Annotated in this window: 21 protein-coding genes; 10 read left to right on the forward strand and 11 right to left on the reverse strand. The window is 72.0% G+C overall.

Annotated elements, in window-relative coordinates; genetic code table 11:
• The first annotated feature begins 51 nt into the window (after window positions 1-51).
• Genes LO931_RS13445 through LO931_RS13460 form a run of 4 tightly spaced genes read left to right on the forward strand, consistent with a single transcriptional unit; the run spans window position 52 to window position 2138 of the window.
• Window positions 52-546, forward strand: a complete 495-nt coding sequence (locus LO931_RS13445) for a hypothetical protein (protein ID WP_229054230.1) — start codon at window positions 52-54, stop codon at window positions 544-546.
• Window positions 543-1103 carry a GNAT family N-acetyltransferase gene (locus LO931_RS13450; RefSeq protein WP_229054231.1) on the forward strand — a complete coding sequence of 187 codons (561 nt, stop codon included), beginning with the start codon at window positions 543-545 and terminating at the stop codon, window positions 1101-1103. The genes LO931_RS13445 and LO931_RS13450 overlap by 4 nt, the downstream gene beginning before the upstream one ends.
• A complete protein-coding gene (locus LO931_RS13455) occupies window positions 1100-1837 on the forward strand; it encodes an AzlC family ABC transporter permease (RefSeq protein WP_229054232.1) in 738 nt (245 codons plus the stop codon). The genes LO931_RS13450 and LO931_RS13455 overlap by 4 nt, the downstream gene beginning before the upstream one ends.
• Window positions 1830-2138 (forward strand): AzlD domain-containing protein, encoded by a 309-nt coding sequence (locus tag LO931_RS13460; RefSeq protein WP_229054233.1) that lies wholly within the window; start codon window positions 1830-1832, stop codon window positions 2136-2138. The genes LO931_RS13455 and LO931_RS13460 overlap by 8 nt, the downstream gene beginning before the upstream one ends.
• Here the strand turns inward: LO931_RS13460 and dapB are convergent.
• The 5 genes from dapB to LO931_RS13485 form a co-directional block, all read right to left on the reverse strand.
• Window positions 2135-2878, reverse strand: a complete 744-nt coding sequence (gene dapB, locus LO931_RS13465; RefSeq protein WP_229054234.1) for a 4-hydroxy-tetrahydrodipicolinate reductase — start codon at window positions 2876-2878, stop codon at window positions 2135-2137. The genes LO931_RS13460 and dapB overlap by 4 nt on opposite strands.
• Window positions 2879-3049: 171 nt before the next feature.
• Complete coding sequence (locus LO931_RS13470; RefSeq protein ID WP_229054235.1) at window positions 3050-4261, reverse strand: kynureninase; 1212 nt, start codon at window positions 4259-4261, stop codon at window positions 3050-3052.
• Between the two features lie 82 nt (window positions 4262-4343).
• Complete coding sequence (locus LO931_RS13475; RefSeq protein WP_229054236.1) at window positions 4344-6584, reverse strand: polyribonucleotide nucleotidyltransferase; 2241 nt, start codon at window positions 6582-6584, stop codon at window positions 4344-4346.
• A 304-nt stretch (window positions 6585-6888) separates the two neighbouring features.
• The gene (rpsO, locus tag LO931_RS13480) at window positions 6889-7179 is read right to left on the reverse strand and encodes a 30S ribosomal protein S15 (protein WP_229054237.1); all 291 of its coding nucleotides are present in this window, start codon (window positions 7177-7179) and stop codon (window positions 6889-6891) included.
• Between the two features lie 122 nt (window positions 7180-7301).
• Entirely contained in the window at window positions 7302-8243 is a 942-nt protein-coding gene (locus tag LO931_RS13485) for a bifunctional riboflavin kinase/FAD synthetase (protein WP_229054238.1), read from the reverse strand.
• Window positions 8244-8319: 76 nt separating this feature from the next.
• Here LO931_RS13485 and LO931_RS17590 point away from each other — a divergent pair, with 76 nt between their 5' ends.
• The 6 genes from LO931_RS17590 to LO931_RS13515 all read left to right on the forward strand — a co-directional run bounded on the left by LO931_RS17590 (window position 8320) and on the right by LO931_RS13515 (window position 13644).
• Entirely contained in the window at window positions 8320-8910 is a 591-nt protein-coding gene (locus LO931_RS17590) for a hypothetical protein (protein ID WP_304523515.1), read from the forward strand.
• A gap of 3 nt (window positions 8911-8913) precedes the next feature.
• Entirely contained in the window at window positions 8914-10296 is a 1383-nt protein-coding gene (locus LO931_RS13495; RefSeq protein ID WP_229054239.1) for a cell wall metabolism sensor histidine kinase WalK, read from the forward strand.
• Entirely contained in the window at window positions 10293-10952 is a 660-nt protein-coding gene (locus LO931_RS13500) for a response regulator transcription factor (RefSeq protein WP_229054240.1), read from the forward strand. The genes LO931_RS13495 and LO931_RS13500 overlap by 4 nt, the downstream gene beginning before the upstream one ends.
• Window positions 10953-11272: 320 nt before the next feature.
• Window positions 11273-11548, forward strand: a complete 276-nt coding sequence (locus tag LO931_RS13505; protein WP_229054241.1) for a hypothetical protein — start codon at window positions 11273-11275, stop codon at window positions 11546-11548.
• Window positions 11538-12977, forward strand: coding sequence for a cell wall metabolism sensor histidine kinase WalK (locus tag LO931_RS13510; RefSeq protein ID WP_229054242.1), 1440 nt, complete (start codon window positions 11538-11540; stop codon window positions 12975-12977). The genes LO931_RS13505 and LO931_RS13510 overlap by 11 nt, the downstream gene beginning before the upstream one ends.
• Before the next feature lie 13 nt (window positions 12978-12990).
• Entirely contained in the window at window positions 12991-13644 is a 654-nt protein-coding gene (locus LO931_RS13515; protein WP_229054243.1) for a response regulator transcription factor, read from the forward strand.
• A 70-nt stretch (window positions 13645-13714) separates the two neighbouring features.
• Here the strand turns inward: LO931_RS13515 and LO931_RS13520 are convergent, their stop codons facing one another.
• The 6 genes from LO931_RS13520 to infB all read right to left on the reverse strand — a co-directional run bounded on the left by LO931_RS13520 (window position 13715) and on the right by infB (window position 20329).
• Window positions 13715-14089 (reverse strand): hypothetical protein, encoded by a 375-nt coding sequence (locus LO931_RS13520; protein WP_229054244.1) that lies wholly within the window; start codon window positions 14087-14089, stop codon window positions 13715-13717.
• Between the two features lie 85 nt (window positions 14090-14174).
• Window positions 14175-14696 carry a GNAT family N-acetyltransferase gene (locus LO931_RS13525; protein WP_229054245.1) on the reverse strand — a complete coding sequence of 174 codons (522 nt, stop codon included), beginning with the start codon at window positions 14694-14696 and terminating at the stop codon, window positions 14175-14177.
• Between the two features lie 28 nt (window positions 14697-14724).
• Entirely contained in the window at window positions 14725-15951 is a 1227-nt protein-coding gene (locus LO931_RS13530) for a phosphatidylserine/phosphatidylglycerophosphate/cardiolipin synthase family protein (RefSeq protein WP_229054246.1), read from the reverse strand.
• A 42-nt stretch (window positions 15952-15993) separates the two neighbouring features.
• Entirely contained in the window at window positions 15994-16890 is an 897-nt protein-coding gene (truB, locus tag LO931_RS13535) for a tRNA pseudouridine(55) synthase TruB (RefSeq protein ID WP_229054247.1), read from the reverse strand.
• Window positions 16887-17342, reverse strand: coding sequence for a 30S ribosome-binding factor RbfA (rbfA, locus tag LO931_RS13540; RefSeq protein WP_229054248.1), 456 nt, complete (start codon window positions 17340-17342; stop codon window positions 16887-16889). Before rbfA ends, truB begins: the two co-directional genes overlap by 4 nt.
• A 137-nt stretch (window positions 17343-17479) precedes the next feature.
• Window positions 17480-20329: a translation initiation factor IF-2 gene (gene infB / locus LO931_RS13545; protein WP_229054249.1), complete on the reverse strand. Its 2850-nt coding sequence runs from the start codon at window positions 20327-20329 to the stop codon at window positions 17480-17482.
• Window positions 20330-20414 lie beyond the last annotated feature (85 nt).

Raw genomic sequence — 20414 nt, forward strand, 5'->3', positions numbered from 1 at the left:
GTTACTACCGGATCGGTGGGCGACACGGGACCACTGTGGGAAGATCTCGACATGGCCCAGAACGAGTACGACGCCACTCCGCGGGAGCTGCGCAACTTCGCCCTCCTGCAGATCGTGCTGACGGCAGGATTCCTCGCCGTCCTCTTCTGGATGCTGGGTGGCACCGACGCCGACCGGCCGCACTGGGCCGTGTGGGTCGGGCTCCTCGCCGCGGTCGCGGTCGGAGGCTTCCTGGCCGACCGCGTCTGGCTGTCGGCCGAGCCGCTCGACCCGGCCCTCGACGAGGAGGAGAACCGCACCATCGCGGTCGGCGTCTTCGCCGCCCAGACGGTCCGCAAGCTCCTGCTGTGCGAGGCACCCATGATCCTCGCGGTGATCGTGGCCTTCGTGACCGACACCGGCGGCTGGCCCATCGCGATCGCCGGCCTGCCGGGCCTGATCGTCATGTCGTTCGAGATCTGGCCGTCGCTGCGCAACGTGTCGATGACCGAGACGATGCTCAACGCCGGCGGCGCGCAGTCGGACCTCATCGACTCCTTCGTGTGACCGGGGCCTCCGCCTCCGGATCGGGCGACACCGTCCGGCTCGCGTGGCCCGACGACGCCTCCACGCTCGCGACCGTGCAGCGGCAGGTGTGGTTGTCAGACGGGCTGTTCGGGGTGGTCGACGAGGCCGGCCTGACGGAGGCCTTCGGCGACCTCGATGAGCACGCCGAACGCTGGCGCAGCACCCTCACGCACTCCCCCGAGGCTCGGTTCCGCGTCCTCGTGGCGACCCACGACGACGTGGTCGTCGGCTACGGCGTGCTGCACCCCGGATCCGATCCGGACGCGGACCCGGTGCGCGACGCCGAGCTGGGCGACCTGGCCGTCGTGCCGGGTGCCCGCCGCGACGGTCACGGCACCCGGCTGGTTCAGGCCGCCGCCGACACGGCTGCGGCAGATCGCTTCTCGATCCTGCGCACGTGGGTGGCGGGGAGCGACGACGGCGCCCGCCTCCTCCTGACCTCCGGCGGCTGGGCGTCCGACGGCGCGTTCCGCGAGCTCGAGGCACCCGACGGGCGTCGGATCAAGCAGGTGCGCCTGCACACCGCCGTCGCATGAGCCCTGATCACGACCCAGGGCACGACCCTGCGGACGACCCTGGGCACGATCCAGCGCACGACCCCGCCGGCGACCGGTCGGTCATCCGGGACTCCCTCGGGGTGGGCGTCGGCGTCGGCCTCTACGGCGTGACCTTCGGGGCTCTCGGTCCGGCTGCGGGTCTGAGCGTGTGGCAGACCTGCGCCCTGTCGCTGCTCGCCTTCACGGGTGCGTCGCAGTTCGCCTTCGTGGGCGTCGTGGCGTCCGGCGGCTCGCCCCTGGCCGGCGCGCTCACCTCGGTCCTGCTCGGTGGGCGCAACGTCTTCTACGGCATCAGCATGGCCCCGCACCTGCAGGTGCGGGGCTGGCGGCGATGGGCGGCGGCGCATCTCGTGATCGACGAGTCGACCGCGATGGGCGTGACCCGACCCACGTCCCGCCAGGCGCGTCTGGGCTTCTACTGGACCGGGATCACGATCTTCCTGTTCTGGAACCTGACGACCGCGATCGGCGCGATCGCGGGCGAGGCCATCGGCGATCCTGAGGCGATCGGGCTCGACGGGGCGGTGGCCGCCGCGTTCCTGGGGCTGCTGTGGCCACGGCTGGACTCGGCACTCACCCGGGCCGTCGCGGTGGTGGGCGTCGTGCTGGCCCTGCTCCTCGTGCCGATCACCGCGCCAGGGGTGCCGATCATCCTCGGCGGCCTGTCGGCCGTGGTCCTCGGCCTGGTGTGGGGAGGGCGCGCTCGTGGGTGACCTCTGGTGGGGCGTGCTCACCGTCTGCGTCGGCTGCTACGCGCTCAAGCTGGCCGGGTTGTCCGTGCCGCCCGTGATCCTCGAGCACCGGCTGACGGTGCGGGCGACGGCGCTGATCCCGGTGGGCCTGCTGGCCGCCCTGGTGGCCGTGCAGACCGCAGCGGGCGACCGTGAGGTCGTGCTCGACGCCCGGCTGGTCGGCGTCGGCGTCGCGGTGGCCTGCCTGCTCGCGAGGATCCCGTTCCTGCCGATGCTGGTCCTCGCCGCCGCCGCGACCGCCCTCACCCGCCTGGTGACCTAGAGGTCGAGGGCGACGTCGAGGCCGACGGTCACGCCGGGGTGCTCCGGCACCCAGCGGAGGGCGGTGAGCACGCCCGGCATGAAGGACTCGCGGGTGGAGGAGTCGTGGCGCAGGCTCAGGATCTCGCCCGTGTCTCCCAGGACGACCTCCTGCGAGGCGATGAAGCCGCGCGCCCGCACGGCGTGCACGGGGACGCCGGCGACCTTCGCGCCGCGGGCGCCGTCGGGGTCGTCGGTCGTGGCGTCCGGGAGCGGGGCGGAGCCGGCGGCCTCGCGAGCGGCCGCGATGAGCTCGGCCGTGCGGGTCGCGGTGCCGGAGGGGGCGTCGACCTTGTCCGGGTGGTGCATCTCGATGACCTCGACCGACTCGAAGAACGGTGCGGCCACGGCGGCGAACTTCATCATCAGCACGGCGCCGATCGAGAAGTTGGGCACCACGAGCACGCCGATGCCGGGATGCTCCGTGGCGATCTCGCGCACCGCCGCGACCCGTGAGTCGTCGAAGCCGGACGTGCCGACGACGGCGTGCACGCCGTGCTCGACGCACCAGCGCACGTGGTCGAGGGCGACGTCTGGCGTCGAGAACACGAGCGCAGCGTGCGCGCCGGCCTCGGTGATCGCCGCGAGGTCGTCGCCGACGTCGACTCGAGCCACGACCTCCAGGTCGGCACTGGCCTCGATCGCCTGCGCCGAGGTCGATCCCATTCGTCCGTTCGCGCCGATCACGGCCACTCGCGTCATGGACGTCAGCCTAGTGATTCGAGTTCTCGAACCGCTCCTCGGCCAACGCGTCCCGCCGTGGAGCGAGTTCACGCCGTCGGCGCGTCGGGCTCCAGCTGGACGTCTGCATCAAACATCGCTCGAATCTCCGCATCCGCCTCTTCAGAGAATGCCTGCTCCCCACCTGGTCCATCACGAACCCGCCACGTCCGCGAGGACCTCGAGACCCGCCAGCAGCTCACGGAAGCTGGTCGTGAGCGGAGCCAGACCGAGACGGAGGAGGTCGGGTTCCCGGAAGTCGGGGACGACGCCCCGCGCCGTCAGCTGCACGGTGGCGCGGCGGGCGTCGGGAAGCCGCACCGTGACGTGGCTCCCCCGCCGTGCCGGGTCGCGCGGTGTGACGACTTCCAGGCCCATGCCGTCCAGCGCCTCGATCGCGAACGCCGTGAGCAGCTCCGACTTCGCCCTCGCCGCGGCGACACCCACCTCCGTCGCCAGCGCGACACCTTCCTGGACCGCGACGATCCCCGGGACCGGCGGTGTGCCGGTCAGCATGCGCCGGATGCCGGCGGCGGGCCGGTGCTCGTCGGCCATCGCGAAGAGGTCGTCGGCGCTCCACCACCCCGGCAGCGGCTGGTCCAGGTGCGGGTGGTGCCGGGAGGCGGCGTAGAGGAAGGCCGGGGCGCCAGGACCCCCGTTGAGGTACTTGTAGGTGCATCCCACGGCGAGGTCGGCGCCTGCGGCGTCCAGGTCGGTGGGCACGACGCCGACCGAGTGGCACAGGTCCCAGACGACCACGGCACCGGCGGCGTGCACGCGCGCCGTGACGTCAGCGAGGTCCAGCAGCGAGCCGATGCGGTAGTCCACGAGGCTGAGGAGCACCACGGCGGTCCGGTCGTCGAGCACGGCCCCGACGTCGTCCGCACTGAGGCCGGAGGGGTCGGACGGATGCACCTCGACGACCTCGAGCCTCCGGTCGGCTGCCACGCGGCGGGCGAGGTACCGGTCGGTCGGGAAGTCGGCCGCGTTGACCACGAGGGTGCTGCGCTCCGGCACCAGGCCGACGGCGGCGTGCAGGGCCTTCGCCAGGCACACCGACGTCGAGTCGGCCACGATCGTCTGACCCGGAGCCGCGCCCACGAGCGTGCCCACCGCGTCGCCGACCACCACGGGGAGGTCGACCCATCCCTCGGACCATCCGCGGATCAGGCGTCCGCCCCACTCCTCGCGCACGAACGACGCGAGGCGCTCCTGCGTCCGACGCGGCAGTCGCCCCAGGGAGTTGCCGTCGAGGTAGGCCACGACGTCGGGGTCGAGCACGAACTCCTCGCGCCACCGTGCCAGCGGATCGGCGGCGTCGAGCGCGGCAGCACGCTCGCGGAGGTCGGGATCGAGGGGGCTCATGATCGGCCGATCGTCCCACACCGGACGCACCGGACCCCGGCTCCCACGAGGGGAACCGGGGTCCGGTGTGCAGATCGACCGATCAGGCGTCAGCCGACTCCTCGGCGGCCGGGGCGGCGTCGGCCCACGGCTCGTCGTTGGACTCGGACTTGTCGACGACCGGGATCAGCGACAGCTTGCCGCGGTCGCCGATCTCGGCGATCTCGACCTGGATCTTCTGTCCGACGCTGACGACGTCCTCGACGTTGTTCACGCGCTGGCCGCCGTTGAGGTCGCGGAGCTTGCTGATGTGCAGCAGTCCGTCCTTGCCCGGGAGCAGCGAGATGAACGCGCCGAAGTCGACCGTCTTGACGACGGTACCGAGGTAGCGCTCGCCGACCTCGGGCATCGTCGGGTTGGCGATCGAGTTGATCGCCGACCGCGCGGCCTCGGCGGCGTCGCCGTTGTCGGCACCCACGAAGACCGTGCCGTCGTCGTCGATCGAGATCTTCGCGCCGGTGTCGTCCTGGATCTGGTTGATCATCTTGCCCTTGGGGCCGATGACCTCACCGATCTTGTCGACGGGGATCTTGATCGTGATGATGCGCGGCGCGTACGGGCTCATCTCGTCCGGCTCGTCGATGGCCTCGGCCATGACGTCCAGGATCGCGAAGCGCGCGTCGCGTGCCTGCGTCAGCGCGCCGGCCAGGACCTCGGCCGGGATGCCGTCGAGCTTGGTGTCGAGCTGCAGCGCCGTGACGAACTGGCGCGTGCCGGCGACCTTGAAGTCCATGTCGCCGAAGGCGTCCTCGGCTCCCAGGATGTCGGTCAGCGTGACGTACTCGGTCTTGCCGTCGACCTCACCGGAGATGAGGCCCATCGCGATGCCGGCGACCGGCGCGCGCAGCGGCACACCGGCGTTGAGCAGGCCCAGCGTCGAGGCGCAGACCGAACCCATCGACGTGGAGCCGTTGGAGCTCAACGCCTCGGAGACCTGACGGATCGCGTACGGGAACTCCTCGCGCGACGGCAGCACCGGCAGCAGCGCACGGCCGGCGAGGGCGCCGTGACCGATCTCGCGGCGCTTGGGCGAGCCCACGCGACCGGTCTCACCGGTCGAGAACGGCGGGAAGTTGTAGTTGTGCATGTAGCGACGCTTGGTCTCGGGGCTCAGCGTGTCGAGCTTCTGCTCGAGGTCGAGCATGTTCAGCGTGGTGACACCCAGGATCTGGGTCTCGCCGCGCTGGAACAGCGCCGAGCCGTGGACGCGCGGGATGACGCCGACCTCGGCCGACAGCTCACGGATGTCGGCGAGGCCACGACCGTCGATGCGGACCTTGTCGCGCAGCACGCGCTCGCGGATGACCGACTTGAGGACGGAGCGGACGGCGGCGCCGAGCTCCTTCTCGCGACCCTCGAAGCGCTCGCCGAGCTGCTCGAGGACGTCGGCCTTGATCTCGGCCTCGCGCTCCTCGCGGTCGGCCTTGAAGGCGATCTGGGCGGCCTCGGCCAGCGGGGCCTTGGCGATGGCCTCGACGGCCTCGTAGGCGTCGTCCTCGTAGTCGAGGAAGACCGGGAAGTCGCGGACCGGCTTGGCGGCGGTCGACGCGAGCTGCGCCTGCGCCTCGCACAGCTGCTTGATGACGGCCTTGGCGGCGTCGAGGCCCTCGGCCACGATCTCCTCGGTGGGGGCCTGGACGCCCGACTGGACGAGCTCCCAGGTGACCTCGGTGGACTCGGCCTCGACCATCATGATCGCGACGTCGTCACCGGCGATGCGGCCCGCGACGACCATGTCGAACACGGCCTCCTCGAGCTGGCTGTGCGTCGGGAAGGCGACCCACTGGCCGTCGACGAGCGCGACGCGGGTGGCGCCGACCGGGCCGGTGAACGGCAGGCCGGAGATCTGCGTGGACGCCGAGGCGGCGTTGATCGCGAGCACGTCGTACGGCGTGTCGGGGTTGAGGGCCAGGACCGTGATGACGACCTGGACCTCGTTGCGCAGACCCTTCTTGAAGGTCGGGCGCAGCGGGCGGTCGATCAGGCGGCACGTGAGGATCGCGTCCTCGGAGGGGCGACCCTCGCGGCGGAAGAACGAGCCCGGGATGCGACCCGCGGCGTACATCCGCTCCTCGACGTCGATCGTCAGGGGGAAGAAGTCGAAGTGGTCCTTGGGGTGCTTGCCGGCCGTGGTGGCCGACAGGAGCATCGTGTCGTCGTCGAGGAACGCCGACACGGCGCCAGCGGCCTGCTGGGCGAGCTGGCCGGTCTCGAAGCGGACCGTGCGGGTGCCGAAGCGACCGTTGTCGATCACGGCTTCGACGGTGTGGATGGAATCCGTCATGGATGTCCCTTCCGTGGGCAGAGCCCACTGGTGAGGACGAGGCACAGGCGGGCGCCGCCGACGCGATGCTCGCGTGCGGTGCGGCCGGGATGGCCCTCCCCCTTCGTGGGGGAATTTCCGGTCTTCGATCGAGGCCCGCGGAACCGGTCGTGAGACCGACGTTCCGAGAACCACTACCGAGGACCGAACGGCTGGCCTGTTCCTCGTCCGTGGATGTGCTGGATGCAGTTGTGGAATTCAGTTGTGGTCGTTCACATGATGGACCGCGGGCGGCCGTCCCGGTGGGACGACCGCCCGTGGCGTGTCAGCGGCGCAGGCCGAGGCGCTCGATGAGGCCGCGGTAGCGCTCGATGTCGGTGTTCTGCACGTAGTTGAGCAGGCGGCGACGCTGACCGACGAGCAGCAGCAGGCCACGACGGCTGTGGTGGTCGTGCTTGTGCTCCTGCAGGTGGCCGGTCAGGTGCGAGATGCGCTGCGTCAGCAGCGCGATCTGGACCTCAGGAGAGCCGGTGTCGCCCTCGTGCGTCGCGTACTGCTCGATGATCTCGGGACGGGACAGCTCGGCCACGGTGGGCGCAGCAGTCTTCTTCGACATTCTTCTCCTGGGGTTCGTAGCGCGGCGCACCCGGGCATGTTCATCGGGGCACTGGAATCCGCGGCCGGTACACGGCGTCTCTCAGACTATCAGCGCAGGCCCCGATGGGTCGAATCCGCCCGTCAGCGCAGGATCTGGCGCGCTCGCTCGACGTCGTCGGCCATCTGCTCGACCAAGGCCTCGAGCGAGTCGAAGGTGTCCATGCCGCGCAGTCGACCCACGAGCTCGACTCGGATGCGGTGTCCGTAGAGGTCCAGACCCGTGCGATCGATGACGTAGGACTCGACGCGCCGCTCGGTCCCCTGGAAGGTCGGGTTGTCGCCGACGGAGATCGCGGCGGCCCAGCGCTCGCCGCCGCCCGGCTCGAGGTCGGTGACCCATGCGGCGTACACGCCGTCGCTCGGGACGGCGACGTCCGAGGGCACGGGGACGTTGGCGGTCGGGTAGCCGAGCTCGCGGCCGCGCTGGTCGCCGCGGACCACCACGCCGGTCACCTCGGCCGGACGTCCGAGCACGGCCGCGGCGCCCGCCACGTCGCCCTCGTCGACCAGGCGCCGGACGAGGCTCGAGGAGTACTCCTCCGAACCACCGGCCAGCTCGACGGCCTCGACCGCGAAGCCGTGCCCCGTGCCGAAGTCGGCCAGACACGCGACGTCGCCGGCCGCCTTGCTGCCGTAGGTGAAGTTCTCGCCCACCACGACGTGCGAGGCCCGGAGGTCGTCGACGAGCACCCGCTGGGCGAACTCGTCCGGCGACCAGGCGGCCATCGCGCGGTCGAAGGCCAGCACGCGCACCTCGTCGGCACCGCCCGCGAGGAGCAGCTCGACCCGGCGCTCGATGCCCGTGAGCAGGCGAGGGGCGCGGTCCGGGGCGAACACCGAGACGGGGTGCGGGTCGAAGGTGACGGCGACGACCTTCTCGCCGGAGGCGTCCGCGACGGCGCGGGCCTGCGCGAGCAACGTCTGGTGCCCGAGGTGCACGCCGTCGAACGTGCCGATCGTGACGACGGTCGCCGAGGTCGACGGGGCCGTGCCCGCACCCTTCACCTCACGCCAGATCGCCACGGCAGAACTGTGCCACACCGAAGGACATGGTCCGGGCCCCCTAGCCCCCGTTGGCGTCCCGGCACACAATGGGGACATGCGGTCGACGAGATGGGTCACGCTCGTGGGACTGGCGGCCGTGGTCGTCCTGTCCCTCGTCATCGCGTCGCGTCTCGTCCTCCCGCCGGTCGGCAGCCCCGACACGTCCGGCTCCGACCACCGCACCACCGCACCGGACGACGTCGCTCCCCCAGTGCCTCAGACCCCAGTGCCCCAGACCCCAGGGCCCCAGACCCCGGTGCCGCAGACCCCGGCGCCTCCCCCGGCGTCGCCGTCGCCCGCGCCCGCGCCCGAGCCGGACCCTGACGCCGGCACCGTGCTGGCCGTCTCCGCGGCACCGGTCGCCGCTCCCGCCGCGCCCAGCAGCGCGACCACGGCTCCGACCGCGAGCTCGACGCCCGCGAGCAGCGGCGGTCAGACCACCGCCCCGTCCTCCGGCGCGTCGTCGGGTCCGCCGGCGTCCGCGATCCCGGAGGACACCCCCGACGACACCTCCGATGGGCAGTACTCCCGCCAGGGATGGCAGCCGGACGGCGACCGCGACCACGACGACTCGCGCGACGGCGACCGCTGCTCGGGCGACCGTGACCGGGACGGCGGCTCCCGTCACGACGGCGGCCACCGCTGACGCGTGGCTCCCCGCCTGCTCGACCGCCTCTCGGTCCGTGCTCGCCTCACCCTCGCGGTGACGGCGTGGACGACGATCGCCCTGACCGTCACCGGGCTGGCGCTCGACCGGGTCGCCGACCACCGCGTCCTGTCCGACGCGACCGACACCACCCAGCGCACCATCACGGCCTTCCGCGACGTGCTCGAGGAGCAGCCGGAGACGGCGGCCACCGACCTGGTCGAGACGTTCGCGCGTGACGCCGTTCTCGGTCCGGACGTGTCGGCCGTCGCGGTGGTCGACGGCGAGGCCACGAGCGGCGCCGGCACACCGGCGGACCGGCTGGTGCTGGCCGAGAGCTCAGCCGCCTCGCTCCCCGACGGCGGCTCGACGATGCTGCGCGAGGGCGGGCAGTCGCTCAGCGTGTCGGTGCTCGAGGTGCGAGGCGAGGCCGGGGCGGCGCACCTCGTGGTGCTCAACGACGTCGACAAGGCGATGGACAGCCTCGACGACCTGATGGTGACGTACGCGCTGATCTGCCTGCTCGTCCTGATCGTCACGGCGTTGTCGGCCTGGTGGACCGCGGGTCGGATCCTCAGCCCGCTCCGTCGTCTCCACCGCACGGCCGCGTCGATCACGGCGGGCGACCTGGACCGACGCGTCACGGTGACGGGCCGCGACGACATGAGCCGCCTCCAGGAGACCGTGAACTCGATGCTCGACCGGCTCGAGGTCGCCTTCGCGACCCAGCGCGACCTGCTCGACGACGTCAGCCACGAGCTGCGCACCCCGCTGACCGTCATGCGCGGCCACCTCGAGACGGCCGAGGGTGCGGACGCCCGGACGGTCGCCGAGATCCACGAGATCGTGGTGGAGGAGATCGAGCGCACGACCCGGCTCGTCGGGGACCTGGGAGTGCTCGCCGATGCGCGTCGCCCCGACTTCGTGCGGCGTCGCCACACGGACCTGGCCGACCTGGTCGAGCGGATCGCCCAGAAGAGCGCCGTCCTCGGCGACCGGTCGTGGTCGCACGAGGTGACCTCCAGCCGGGTCGTCGAGATCGACGCCGAGCGCATCACCCAGGCCGTGCTCCAGCTCGTGGAGAACGCGGTCAGCCACACGGAGCCCGGTGATCCCGTCGCCATCACCGGAGCCGCCGATCACGAGAGCGTGACGATCACGGTGCGGGACGGGGGCACGGGCGTGGACCCCAGCGACCGGGAGCTGATCTTCCGGCGCTTCGGACGCGGGCGGGCCGACCGTTCGGGCGCTCCCGGGCACGGCCTGGGCCTCGCGATCGTGACCGCGATCGTCGAGTCCCACGGTGGCGACCTGGTGCTCCTCGACGCCGAGCCGGGGCGTCCCGGCGCGGCGTTCCGCATCACCCTTCCGGTGGGGGCGTCGTGACGAGCATCCTCGTGATCGAGGACGAGCCCCGGATCGCGTCCTTCCTGACCCGCGGCCTCAGGGCCGCGGGCTTCGTGCCGACCGTCGTGGGCACGGGCGGCGACGCAGTGGCCGACCTGGTCGCGTCGTCACCGGACCTCGTGCTGCTGGACCTGGGCCTGCCCGACGTCGACGGGCACGACCTCCTGGCCCACCTCCGCCAGCACCACCCGGGCGTCCCCGTCGTGGTGCTCACGGCGCGCACGAGCGCGCGCGACACGATCGCCGCCCTGGAGGGCGGCGCCGTCGACTACGTCACCAAGCCGTTCCGGTTCGACGAGCTGGTCGCGCGCATCCGTCTGCGCCTGGGGGCGCGGCCCCAGGACGACGTCGACGACTCCGAGCTGACCCTGGGCGACGTGCACCTCGACCTCGCCGCGCGCATCTGCCGGCGCGCCGGGACGGTCGTGGAGCTGTCGCCTCGGGAGTTCGACCTCGCCGTGGCCTTCGCCCGGCACGCCGGCCGAGCGCTCTCCCGCGACCAGCTGCGGCGTCAGGCGTGGGGCGAGGACGAGTCCGGAGGGTCGAACGTCGTCGACGTCCACGTCGCCTCGTTGCGGCGCAAGCTCGGGGCGGACGTCGTCACGACCGTCCGCGGCATCGGCTACCGCGCCTGAGCAGTCCCGTCGGCAGGGGTGCCGGGCGCTGGGCGGCGAGACACACACCGAGGGCCCGAGACCTGGGGGTAGGTTCTCGGGCCCTCGGGCGCCCCCGGGAGCAGGGGCCGGCCGGTGGGAGGTCCGGCCGTGGTCAGAGGTCAGCCGGCGAGGCTGACACGAACTCGTCGCCTCGTGCTCTGGTGGTCCCATCGTCGCGACCTTCCATGAAGCCCCGATGAAGGTGCCGTGAGAGTGCCCGGGCGTCCCTCGCGTCGCGCATGAGAGGACTCTCATGCGCCCCTCACGAAGGCAGGCACCGTGTGCGGCAGAGTGGGTCCGTGTCGTCCCGGTCCCGCCTGCCCGCCGCCCTGCTGGTGGTGGCTGCGGTGATCGTGGCGGTCGTGGCCTTCCGCCTCGTCACGGCGACGCCGGGCGACCTGGACATCGAGCCGGTGCAGGTGCCGCCGGCGGCCACCACCCCTCCTCCGCCCGACGTGGCACCCGAGCCCGCCCCCGCCCCGCAGCCGGTCGCGCCGGTCCCCCAGCCGGCCGGTGACGACGACGATGACGACGACGGTGGCGGCGATGACGACGGGGACGACGATGACGACTGAGTCGCCGCGAGTCCTGCGCGCGCCGTGGCGGCGAGCCACCGTCCGGACCCGCATCACCGCCGGGGTGGCCGCCCTCACGATCGTCGGTCTCGTGCTGGTGAGTCTCGCCCTGTACGCCGTGGAGTCACGCCGGATCGACCGCACGGTCGAGCGGGCGCTGCTGCAGGAGCTGGAGGAGTTCTCCGGCTTCGCCGAGCGCGCCCCGTCCGCCGGGATCACGGGACCGGACGCCGTCGTCCTGGCGTTCCTCGAGCGCAACGCACCTGACGCCCGGGAGTCCCTCTGGGCGTTCCCCAGTGCCGGGACCCCCCAGTTCACGGGCGACGTCGACGTCGAGCTGCAGGGGTCGGACCGCTTCGCCGGCACGGTGGAGCAGCTGCGCGCGTCCGGCGGGGCCAGCACGATCGACGTCGACGGCACGGAGTACCGCCTCGTGGTGCAACCGGTCACCGACGGATCCTCGACCGCGGCGTTCGTCGTGGTGCAGGACGTGTCAGCAGCCCGCAGCGAGCTGCGCTCCCTCCTCACGACCTACGCCGTCGTCGCGCTGGTCGTGCTCGCCGCGGTCACCGCCGTCGCCGCGGCCCTGGCAGGGCGCCTGCTGCGACCCCTGACCGACCTGCGCGAGACCGCACAGGCCATCACCGGGTCCTCGGTCTCGGCCCAGGACCTGCGGACCCGGCTCGAGGTCGTCGGCCACGACGACGTCGCCGAGCTGCAGCGCACCTTCAACGCGATGCTCGACCGGGTCGAGGAGGCGTTCGCCGCGCAGCGTCGCCTGCTCGACGACGCCGCGCACGAGCTGCGGACCCCGCTCACCGTCATCCGGGGGCACCTCGACGTGCTCGACCCCGACGACCTGGAGGACGTCGCGGCGACGCGAGCCCTGGTCACCGACGAGGTCGACCGCATGGGTCGACTCGTCGGGGACCTGCTGATGCTGGCGCGGTCGGTCCGTCCCGACTTCGTGCGTCGGACGCCCACGGACGCTGCGGCCCTCACGGTCGGGGTGCTCGAGCGGGCGCGCGGCCTGGGCGATCGCGACTGGAGGCTCGACGGAACGGCTGCCGTCCACGCCGACCTCGACGGCCAGCGGCTCACGCAGGCCCTCCTCCAGCTCGCCGACAACGCCCACCGCCACACCTCGGTCGGCGACGTCGTCGCGATCGGCTCCGCGGTCGTCGGCGAGCACCTCGAGCTGTGGGTCCGCGACACCGGCACCGGGATCGACCCGGCCGTCGCCGACGTCCTGTTCGACCGGTTCGCCCGCGCCGGCAGCGACGACGAGGGTTTCGGCCTCGGGCTCTCCATCGTCCAGGCGATCGTCCTCGCCCACGGCGGAACGGTCCGCGTCGACCCGGTGCAGGTCGGGGCCCGACTGACGCTCGTGCTGCCGCTCCAGCCCGGCGTGGCCTTCACAGGCGTCTGACAAGGTAGGGCTCGTGCGCATCCTGATCGTCGAGGACGAGGATCGGATCTCCTCGTTCGTGGCCAAGGGGCTGAAGGCCCACGGGTTCACCCCGACCGTCGTCCGTGACGGCGTCACCGGCCTCGACTACGCCGTGAGCGGCGAGTTCGACCTCGTGGTGCTCGACATCGGTCTCCCCGGGCTGGACGGCTTCACGGTGCTCGAGCGCCTCACCGCCGACCGGCCCGACCTGCCCGTCATCGTGCTGACGGCGCGTGACTCCGTGCAGGACACCGTGGCAGCGCTCGAGGGCGGCGCGGCCGACTACATGGCCAAGCCGTTCCGGTTCGACGAGCTTCTCGCCCGGGTCCGCCTCCGGCTGCGGAGGACCGGGGGCGTCGAGAGCGACGTCATCGAGGTCGGCGACGTCAGCCTGGACCTGCGTCGTCGGGTCGCGACCGTGGGCGGACGCGAGGTCGAGCTCTCGGCTCGCGAGCTCTCGCTCGCCGAGGTGCTCCTGCGCAACCGGGGGCAGGTGCTCTCCCGCGAGCAGCTGCTGTCGCACGTCTGGGGCTACGACTTCGACCCGGGCTCCAACGTCGTCGACGTCTATGTCGGCTACCTCCGCAAGAAGCTGGGCGCCGACCTCGTGCGCACGGTGCGCGGCATCGGCTACCGCATCGACTGACGCTTGCTCGGGGGACGCGGCTGAGGGCCGGGACCTCGCGGTCCCGGCCCTCAGCCCTGCTCGGCGGACGTCAGTCGTCGTCGCCGTCGTCGTCCCCGTCGTCGTCCTGGTCGTCGTCGTAGTGGTCGTCGTCCTGGTCGTCGTCGTAGCGGTCGTCGTCCTGGTCGTCGTCGTAGCGGTCGTCGTCATCGTCGTCGTCCCAGCCGCTGGCGGGGGCGGGCGCCGGAGCGGGGGCCGGAGCGGGTGCCGGGACCGGGGCCGGGGCGGGCACCGGGTTCGGGACCTGCGTGCCGCCGTCGTCGGCGTCGTCGTCGGTGCTCGGTGTCTGCACGACGGGCGAGATCGTGGGCGGCTCGGTGTCGGCCGAAGCCATCGCGATGCCGCCGGCGCCGAGGACGGCGACCGCGGCGAGGGTGCCGAGGCCGGCCTTGAGGATGGTGTCCATGGTGATCTCCTTGATCGGTGGTGGTCGGTGGTTCCACCATCGCGATCAGGGGTGAGGCCTGCGTGAGGCCGACATGAGAGGCCTCTCACGAACGCAGGAGCGCCATCACCACCACGTCACGCCGCTCGTCGCCCACGGGCAACCACGACCTCAGGAGACCCTCGCGCTCGAACCCGACGCGCTCGGCCGCGCGGGCCGAGCCGAGGTTCGCGGGCTCGACGTGGAGCTCCAGTCGGTGCAGGTCGCGAAGGGTCCAGGCCCAGGCGACCGCGGTCGCCAGCGCATCGCTCGCGCACCCCTGTCGCCGTGCCGAGGGCCGCACCCAGTACCCGAGGCTCGCGCGGCCCTGCGCGCGTTCGCGCGGCCACAACCCGATCTGGCCGACACACCGACCGTCCGCGACCTCGATCGCCCAGGACCACCCCTCGCCCGCGCGCGCCCGATCTCGCTGCCGCTGCACGAAGGCGGCCGCGAGCGCCGGGTCCGGCTGGCTCGGCACTGACGTCACGAGCGGGATGTACGGGTCGCTCGAGGCCTCGAGCACCGCATCGACGTCCGACGTGCGGAACGGACGCAGCCCCACCACCGTGCCCTGGAGCACTGGCACGTCGGGCAGTGGACCGTCCACGGCCGGCCTACAGGAGCGGCCGCAGCGGCCGCAGGAGCAGCTCACAGGCCCGCGAGACGATCCAGCGCCGCTCCCACTCGCCGCGGGTCAGCTCGGTGCAGTTGGTGAGGTCGCGCGCGAAGATGTCCTCGAGGTGCGCCGCGAGCGCCGGGTCCACGACCTCGACGTTGATCTCGTAGTTGCCGCTCAGGCTCAGTCGGTCGATGTTGGCCGTGCCGATCGTGCTCCAGCTGCCGTCGATCGTGCAGGTCTTGGCGTGCACCATGTGGTCGCGGTACCGGTGGATGCGCACCCCGGCGCCGAGCAGCCGGCCGTAGAAGCCGCGGGACAACCAGTCCGTCACGACGTGGTTGGAGATCTCGGGAACGATGATGTCGACCGCGACCCCGCGGTCCCGCGCCTGCAGGAGCGCCTCGAGGATGTCGTGGTCGGGGATGAAGTAGGCCGCCGTGATGTGGATGTGCCGCGTGGCCCGGTCGATCGCCTCGAGGTACATGTTCCGGATCGGGAAGACCAGCTGGCGGGGCACGTTGCGGTGGATGCGCACCCGCGGGTCCCAGTCGTCGGAGCCGGTCCCCATGATCGGCGCCTCCGGGCGCAGCATGTTCCAGAAGTCGATGAACGCGTTCGCGAGGTCCCACACCGCCGAGCCCGTCACCCGCAGGTGCGTGTCGCGCCACTCCGTCGCGTAGAGGGAGCCGATGTTGTACCCACCGACGAAGCCCACGGTCTCGTCGACCACGAGGATCTTGCGGTGGTCACGACCCCAGCGGCGCGGGCTGAGCGGCTTCAGGCCCGCCGTGTAGACCGGGTAGCGCACCACCTGGATCGCCGGACCGAAGTCGAAGAAGCGGCGAGGGACGACGAGGTTCGCGAACGAGTCGAACACGACGAACACCTCGACGCCGCGAGCGGCAGCCGCCTGCAGGACGGACTTGAAACGCTGGCCCTCCGCGTCGCCCTTGACGATGAACGACTCGAAGAAGACCCGGTGCTCGGCCGCCTCGATCGCCGCGACCATGTCCTCGAACAGGTGGTCGCCGTACGTGTAGACGGTGGCGTCACCCCGAGGCGTGCGGATGGTCGCCGGGGGCGTGATCGGGAACCCGTGCGCGCGCTTGCCACGCAGCACCTTGCGGACCTTGGTCGTGCTCATGATGCCGGCGACGACGGCGACCACCGAGAGGAACCACGTCCTGGCGACCTCCCAGGCGACCCGACGGGGAGACGGCATCCTCGACCACATGTCCGTCACCCTAGTGCGTGCCCGCAGGCGTCAGACGAAGACCGCGACCGGCCTCGCGGTGCCGCCGCGCTGCTCGTAGAGCGCGAGGAAGCGGCCGGTCGGGTCGAAGACCGCGACCGTGCCCGGAGCCCCGAGGTCGATGCCCGTGAGCGTGCGACCGAACATCACGTCGGCGGCCTCGGCCTCGGAGAGGTCGTAGGAGTCGAACGCGATGCGGGTGGCGTCGTCGAGACTGATGACGCGCCACTGCTCGGCCAGCTCGTCGATCGTCGCCGCATGGTCGAGGGTGAACGGGCCGACCCGGGTGCGACGGAGCATCGTCAGGTGTCCACCGACGCCGAGAGCGGCGCCGAGGTCGCGCGCGAGCGCCCGCACGTAGGTGCCGCTGGTGCAGGCGACGTGCACGTCGACGTCGACGACCTCGCCCTCGACGCGCAGGTCGGTGATCGAGAGGTCGTCGACCGTGACCTCACGGGACTCCAGCGCGACCTGCTCCCCCGCCCGCACGCGGGCGTAGGACCGCTGGCCGTCGACCTTGATCGCCGAGACCGCCGACGGGACCTGCTGGATCGTGCCCCGCAACGGCACCATCGCCGCCTCGACCTGCTCACGCGTGACGTGGCCCGCCGCGACGTCCTCGAGCACCTCGCCCTCGGCGTCGTCGGTGACGGTCGAGCGACCCAGACGGATGGTCGCGACGTACTCCTTGTCGGTCAGCTGCAGCTGACCGAGCAGGCGCGTCGCACGACCGATGCCGAGCAGGAGCACGCCCGTCGCCATCGGGTCGAGCGTGCCCGCGTGCCCCACCTTGCGGGTGCCGGCGAGCTTGCGGCCACGACCGACGACGTCGTGGGAGGTCCAGCCGGAGGGCTTGTCGACCACGACGAGCCCCGGCACGGCCTCCTCGGACGTCGAGGGGTTGCTCACTGCTGGGCGTCGTCGTCGGACGCGTCGTCGGCCTCGTCGGCCGGGCGCTTGTACGGGTCGGCGTCGCCGGCGTACTGGGCACCCTCGGCCCGCGACGCGACCTCGGCATCGGAGCTGCGTGCCTTCGCGAGGAGCTCGTCGATGTGGCGGGCCGAGTCCGGCACCGCGTCGAGGAAGAACTCCAGGCTGGGGGCCAGACGCAGACCGAGCCGCTTCGCGACCTCGGAGCGCAGCATGCCGGTGGCGCTGCGCAGGGCGGCGCCGCTGCCCTCGATGGCCTCGGCGTCACCGAGCACGGTGTAGAAGACCGAGGCGTGCTGGTGGTCGCCCGTGACCCGGACGTCCGTGATCGTCACGAACCCCAGGCGCGGGTCCTTGACCCGACGCTCGAGCAGCTCGGCCACGATGACCTTGATGCGGTCGGCGATCTGGTGCTGGCGTGCTCCGGCCATGATGTGCCTCTTTCTGGTTCGTCAGCCACGCTGGCTGAGGTGCGACGACGAAGGAGGAGCCTCGAAGCCTGCCCGGATGGACAGGCTTCGAGGCTCGGCCGCGAACGGCCTCACACCGTCGCCGACGTGGGCGCGGATCAGGCGCGCGGCTTCTCGCGGAGCTCGAACGCCTCCACGACGTCACCGGTCTTGATGTCGCCGTAGCCCTTGATGACGAGGCCGCACTCGAAGCCCTCGCGGACCTCGCTGGCGTCGTCCTTCTCGCGCTTGAGGCTCGACAGGTCCAGGTTGTCGGCGACGACGGTGCCGTCACGCAGCAGTCGGACCTTGGCGTTGCGCTTGATCGTGCCGCTCGTGACCATGCAACCGGCGATGTTGCCGATCTTGGAGGAGCGGAAGATCTCGCGGATCTCGGCCGTGCCGAGCTGGAACTCCTCGAACTCCGGCTTGAGCATGCCCTTGAGCGCGGACTCGATCTCCTCGATCGCCTGGTAGATGACCGAGTAGTACTTGATCTCGACACCCTCCCGATCGGCGAGCTCGGTGGCCTTGCCCTGCGGACGGACGTTGAAGCCGATGATCACGGCGTTCGACGCGGCAGCGAGGTTGACGTCGGTCTCGGTGATGGCACCGACACCGCGGTCGATGACGCGCAGCGCCACCTCCTCGCCGATGTCGATGTTCGCCAGCGAGTCCTCCAGCGCCTCGACCGAGCCCGAGCCGTCACCCTTGAGGATCAGCAGCAGCTCGTCGGTCTCGCCCTTCTCCATCGAGGACATGAAGTCCTCGAGGGTCCGGCGACCGGTGCGCTTCGCGAGCAGCGCGTTGCGCTCGCGCGCCTCACGCTTCTCGGCGATCTGCCGCGCGATCCGGTCGTCGGTGACGACCATGAAGTTGTCACCGGCGCCGGGCACCGACGTCAGACCGAGCACGAGGGCCGGACGCGAGGGCGTGGCCTCGTCGATCGGGTCGCCGAACTCGTCGAGCATCGCGCGGACACGACCGAAGGCCGAGCCGGCCACCAGGGTGTCGCCGACGCGCAGCGTGCCGCGCTGGACGAGCACCGTGGCCACCGGGCCACGACCACGGTCGAGGTGCGCCTCGATCGCGAGGCCCTCGGCGTTCTGGTCGGGGTTGGCCCGCAGGTCCAGCGACGCGTCGGCGGTCAGCACGACCGCCGCCGTGAGGTCCTCCAGACCGGTGCCCGCCTTGGCCGAGACGTCGACGAACATCGTGTCGCCGCCGTACTCCTCGGGCACGAGACCGTACTCGGTGAGCTGGCCACGCGCCTTCGACGGATCCGCGTCGGGCTTGTCGATCTTGTTCACCGCCACGACGATCGGCACACCGGCGGCCTTGGCGTGGTTGAGCGCCTCGACCGTCTGCGGCATGACGCCGTCGTCGGCCGCGACCACGAGGATCGCGATGTCGGTCGCCTGCGCACCACGGGCTCGCATGGCGGTGAACGCCTCGTGACCCGGGGTGTCGATCAGGGTGATGGCGCGCTCGACGCCGTCGAGCTCCGTGGTGACCTGGTAGGCGCCGATGGACTGCGTGATGCCACCGGCCTCCTTCGCGACCACGTTGGAGTTGCGCAGCGCGTCGAGGAGCTTCGTCTTGCCGTGGTCGACGTGACCCATGACGGTGACGACCGGAGGACGGGCCTCCAGGTTGCTGTCGTCGCCCTCGTCCTCGCCGAACTCCAGCGAGAAGGACTCGAGCAGCTCGCGGTCCTCGTCCTCGGGCGAGACGATCTGGACGTCGTAGTCCAGCTCGGTGCCGAGGAGCTGCAGCGTCTCGTCGTTGACCGACTGCGTCGCGGTGACCATCTCGCCCATGTGGAACAGGACCTGGACGAGCGATGCCGCGTCGACGCCGACCTTGTCGGCGAAGTCGGTCAGCGAGGCGCCACGCGCCAGGCGGACGATCTCGCCGCCGCCCTTGCGGACACGCACGCCACCGATCGCCGGCGCCTGCATCTGGTCGAATTCCTGACGCTTCGCGCGCTTGCTCTTGCGACCACGACGGACCGGACCACCGGCGCGACCGAAGGCACCCTGGGTGCCACCACGGCCGGCGCGACCCGGACCTCCGGGACCGCCACCGGGACGACCGCCGAAGCCACCGGGGGCTCCGCCGCCACCGCCGGGACGACCGGCGAAGCCGCCGCCGCCACCGCCACCGGGACGGCCTGCGCCGCCACCGGCACCGCCGGGACGACCACCGGGGCCGCCGGTACGTCCACCGGGACCGGGGCGACCGCCGCCGGGTCCGGGGCGTGCCGGGGTCAGACCGGACTGCTTGGGCATCATCGCCGGGTTAGGGCGAGGCATGCCGGGACGAGGCGCGGCGCCACCCTCACGCGCGGCCGGGGGCCGCGGCGGGCGGTCCTGCGCCATGCCCTGCTTGGACGAGAACGGGTTGTTGCCCGGTCGCGCCGTCGGACGGGGGCCACCGGGACGCGGGGTCGCTCCCGCGGGGCCGCCTGCCGGAGCGGCCGGGGGCCGGGGTCCGGGACGCGGGCCGGGGGTGGGCGACGCCGACGTGTCGGCCGCAGCGGCAGGAGCCTCGGCGGCCGGCTCGGCCACGGGCTCGGGGGCCGGCTGGGCCGCCTCCGGCTCGGGGGTCGGCTCGGGCGTGCGCGCCGGACCCGGACGGGGTCCGGACGGACGCGGCGTCGCGGGTGCCTCGGCAGCCGGGGCCGGCGTGGTCGCGACGGGCTCGGTGGGCACGGTCGCCTGGCCTGCTCCGGACTCCACCGTCTCGGTGGGGGCCGCGGCGGGCTCGGTCTTCGGCGCGGAGGCCTTCTTCTTGCTGCCCTGGGCGCGCAGCGAGTCGCCGTGCTCCTCCTTCAGGCGGCGCACGACGGGGGCCTCGACGCTCGAGGACGCCGACTTCACGTACTCACCCATGTCCTTCAACGTGGACAGGATGATCTTGCTCTCGACTCCGAGCTCACGTGCGAGCTCGTGGACTCTGACAGCCACTGTTCTCCTTCATGGGGCCTGACCGGCCCCCGAAGGGCAGATCAGACCAGGTTGACGTGCAAATTCATCGGAACGAACTCATCGA

The sequence above is a fragment of the Aeromicrobium sp. Leaf350 genome, assembly GCF_916858655.1.
GTDB lineage: Bacteria > Actinomycetota > Actinomycetes > Propionibacteriales > Nocardioidaceae > Aeromicrobium.

Excerpts from the sequence above, each read along its gene's own strand:
- rpsO (WP_229054237.1), bottom strand. The coding sequence starts at position 7,179 with ATGTCGAAGAAGACTGCTGCGCCCACCGTGGCCGAGCTGTCCCGTCCC.
- rbfA (WP_229054248.1), bottom strand. The coding sequence starts at position 17,342 with ATGGCCGGAGCACGCCAGCACCAGATCGCCGACCGCATCAAGGTCATC.
- LO931_RS13530 (WP_229054246.1), bottom strand. The coding sequence starts at position 15,951 with ATGCCGTCTCCCCGTCGGGTCGCCTGGGAGGTCGCCAGGACGTGGTTC.
- dapB (WP_229054234.1), bottom strand. The coding sequence starts at position 2,878 with ATGACGCGAGTGGCCGTGATCGGCGCGAACGGACGAATGGGATCGACC.
- LO931_RS13470 (WP_229054235.1), bottom strand. The coding sequence starts at position 4,261 with ATGAGCCCCCTCGATCCCGACCTCCGCGAGCGTGCTGCCGCGCTCGAC.
- LO931_RS13520 (WP_229054244.1), bottom strand. The coding sequence starts at position 14,089 with ATGGACACCATCCTCAAGGCCGGCCTCGGCACCCTCGCCGCGGTCGCC.
- LO931_RS13445 (WP_229054230.1), top strand. The coding sequence starts at position 52 with ATGGCCCAGAACGAGTACGACGCCACTCCGCGGGAGCTGCGCAACTTC.
- LO931_RS13475 (WP_229054236.1), bottom strand. The coding sequence starts at position 6,584 with ATGACGGATTCCATCCACACCGTCGAAGCCGTGATCGACAACGGTCGC.
- LO931_RS13455 (WP_229054232.1), top strand. The coding sequence starts at position 1,100 with ATGAGCCCTGATCACGACCCAGGGCACGACCCTGCGGACGACCCTGGG.
- LO931_RS17590 (WP_304523515.1), top strand. The coding sequence starts at position 8,320 with ATGCGGTCGACGAGATGGGTCACGCTCGTGGGACTGGCGGCCGTGGTC.
- LO931_RS13510 (WP_229054242.1), top strand. The coding sequence starts at position 11,538 with ATGACGACTGAGTCGCCGCGAGTCCTGCGCGCGCCGTGGCGGCGAGCC.